This window comes from uncultured Methanobrevibacter sp., from assembly GCF_947166415.1.
Taxonomy (GTDB): Archaea; Methanobacteriota; Methanobacteria; order Methanobacteriales; family Methanobacteriaceae; genus Methanocatella.
In genome coordinates this window covers 1-2,578 of sequence record NZ_CAMVEE010000062.1, presented here as the reverse complement: position 1 = coordinate 2,578, position 2,578 = coordinate 1, and the positions used below count along the sequence as shown (strand labels likewise).

At 36.6% G+C, this 2,578-nt stretch carries 4 protein-coding genes and 1 pseudogene; 3 read left to right on the top strand and 2 right to left on the bottom strand.

Annotation, left to right across the window (positions count from 1 at the left end):
• From Q0W25_RS09005 to argH, 3 genes are all read left to right on the top strand, one after another.
• Window positions 1-282: 30S ribosomal protein S24e (locus Q0W25_RS09005; RefSeq protein WP_298521267.1), on the top strand; the 282-nt coding region annotated here is incomplete at its 5' end.
• Between the two features lie 9 nt (window positions 283-291).
• Window positions 292-444: a 30S ribosomal protein S27ae gene (locus Q0W25_RS09000; protein WP_292784086.1), complete on the top strand. Its 153-nt coding sequence runs from the start codon at window positions 292-294 to the stop codon at window positions 442-444.
• 70 nt (window positions 445-514) lie between these two features.
• Complete coding sequence (gene argH, locus Q0W25_RS08995; protein ID WP_298521266.1) at window positions 515-1,936, top strand: argininosuccinate lyase; 1,422 nt, start codon at window positions 515-517, stop codon at window positions 1,934-1,936.
• 211 nt (window positions 1,937-2,147) lie between these two features.
• Here argH and Q0W25_RS08990 read toward each other — a convergent pair whose 3' ends face one another.
• Both Q0W25_RS08990 and Q0W25_RS08985 read right to left on the bottom strand, forming a co-directional pair.
• On the bottom strand, window positions 2,148-2,333 hold the full coding sequence (locus tag Q0W25_RS08990) for a hypothetical protein (RefSeq protein ID WP_297824471.1): 186 nt from the start codon (window positions 2,331-2,333) through the stop codon (window positions 2,148-2,150).
• Window positions 2,334-2,351: 18 nt separating this feature from the next.
• Window positions 2,352-2,578 (bottom strand): annotated as a pseudogene (locus tag Q0W25_RS08985) (ATPase); the annotation flags it as partial.

Below are 2,578 nucleotides of genomic sequence, written 5' to 3'. Positions count from 1 at the left end.
TTTAACAGAAAAGAAATTAAATTTTATGTTGATTACGATGGAGAAGCAACTCCTAAATTATTAGACATCAAATCAAAATTAGTTGCTTTATTAAACACTAAAAAAGATTTACTTGTTGTTGACAATGTACAACCTCACTACGGTGAACCTAAAGCTTTAGGATATGCTAAAGTTTACGGTACTGTTGAAGACTTAGAATACATTGAAGCACAGCATGTTATTGCTAAAAATGAAGAACCTGAAGAAGAACCTGCTGAAGAAGAAGCAGAAGCAGAAGAATAGGTGATTTGAATGGTAAGAAAATCTGATCTTTACAAAGTAGATGGAGACAAAATTGAAAGGAAAAACCCAATTTGTCCTCGTTGCGGTGAAGGTGTATTCATGGCAGACCATGGTGACAGATTCGCTTGTGGTAAATGCGGATACACTGAAATGAAAAAATAAGATTTTTTAAATCTTTATTTCTTTTTTTTATTTATTTTTATTTTTAATTCACTTTTTAGAAGGGATTTCTTTGGATAATATTAGAAATGGTCGTTTTAAGACTGGAATGACTGATGAAGCAGCTGAATACACTTCATCATATGATGCGGATAAAGTTCTTTTTGAAGCGGATATCAAGACTAATTTTGCACACACTTCCATGTTGAAGCACGAAGGCATTATCGATGAAAGGATAGCTGATAATATCTTATGCGCTTTGGATAATCTTAAGGAGGAAGGATTCGACGCTTTGGTATTCGATGCCTCTGTTGAAGATGTGCACATGGCTATTGAAAATTATGTAACTTCCAAAATCGGTCCGGAAGCGGGTTATATGCATACCGCGAAATCACGTAACGATCAAGTTGCATGTGATGTCAGATTGGTTTTAAGGGAGATGATTGAAAATATTCAAGTCGGCATTCTGGAGTTCATGGAAGGCCTTGTTGAAATGGCCGGTGAACACCTTGAAGACATCTTCATAGGTTTCACTCACTTGCAGCATGCTCAGCCGATTACAATCGCTCACCACTTGATGGCTCATGTTCAGGCTCTCAAAAGGGATTACGAGCGTTTAGGGGATACTTATAAACGTGTCAACTTAAACCCATTAGGTTCAGCAGCTATGGCAACTACAAGTTTTCCAATCAATAGGCAGCTGACTACCGATTTGCTTGGCTTTGATGCATACCTGGAAAATTCAATGGACGGGGTTTCAGCACGTGATTTCATTGGGGAAACTGTCTTTGATTTGGTCGCATTGTCATCAACACTTGCAAAAATTTGTGAGGAACTCGTGTTATGGAGCACTTACGAATTCGGTGTCATTGAAATGGCTGATGAGTACTCATCAACTTCTTCTATCATGCCTCAAAAGAAAAACCCTGACGTGGCGGAACTTGCAAGAGGAAAAACCAGCATAGCTACCGGTGAATTAATCACAATTTTAACTATTTTAAAGGCTATTCCATATACTTACAACAGGGATTTGCAGGAAATCACTCCTCATTTATGGAATGCGGTTAAAGTAACTGAAGAGACATTGTCCATCGTTACAAAAATGATGCTGTCTGTTGAATTTAAGGTAGATAGATGTGCTGAACTTGCAGGCAAAAACTTTGCAACTGCAACTGACCTTGCAGACATCATGGTTCGTGAAAAAAGGATTCCATTCAGGACTGCTCATAAAATTGTTGGAAGAATAGTGAATGAAGCTACAGCAAACAACATGGCTGAAGAGGACATCACATCCAAATTCATTGATGACATTGCAGTTGAATTGGGCTTTGATGAATTGAACTTGGAAGACGATTTGATTCAAAGAGCTTTAAATCCTGCTGAAAATGTTAGAATCAGAGCTGTTCCGGGAGGACCTGCTCCTGAAATGGTTGAAATTGCTCGCGATAACATCAAGGAATTTTTGAACGAAGAATTTGAAAGATTGGGAATTTAATTTTCCATTTCCCATACTTTTTTTAAAACATAGAAAATTTTTAGGTATACCTAAACTTTATATACTTTTAAATGCAATATACAATTGTCAATATAATCTTGATTATGTTGGCGATGGTTATCTGTAATAATTAACGTAATGGAATACTTATTTAATATCCCAAATAAATTCAATAAGTAACGCTCAGCTTCCAATATGTTATTTATTACTTTTAATCATTATCTCCTTCTTTTAGAGAATTCAAATAATTTTCACGGATTTCATCGGCCAGTTCCTGGTTGCCTTCAATGATGGGTCCTGTATAGTCACAGTCATAGCATACCCATCTGGACCAGTTTTGGGGAATAATCCATTTCACATTTTTGGATCCGCATCTCGGACAAATTTTATGCATCATATTCTATTTTCCTGTAATCTATTTTGTATTGTAGAAACTCCAAATCAGGTCAAGAGCCTCACCGGGTTCAAGTGCGCTTGATCGGGTTTCCCTGAGTATTCTTTGTATTGAAAATTTCTTCATGTAAGGGAATTTTTTATGAACTTCATATAATAGCGGACAGCCGAATCCCTTAAACTCCTTTAAATCATAGTTTCTGATTAAGGATTTTATCTCTTGCTTGCCGACACTTAAACTTGCTGGAA

Coding starts and splice junctions, on each gene's coding strand:
- Q0W25_RS09000 (WP_292784086.1), top strand. CDS start 292: ATGGTAAGAAAATCTGATCTTTACAAAGTAGATGGAGACAAAATTGAA.
- Q0W25_RS08990 (WP_297824471.1), bottom strand. CDS start 2,333: ATGATGCATAAAATTTGTCCGAGATGCGGATCCAAAAATGTGAAATGG.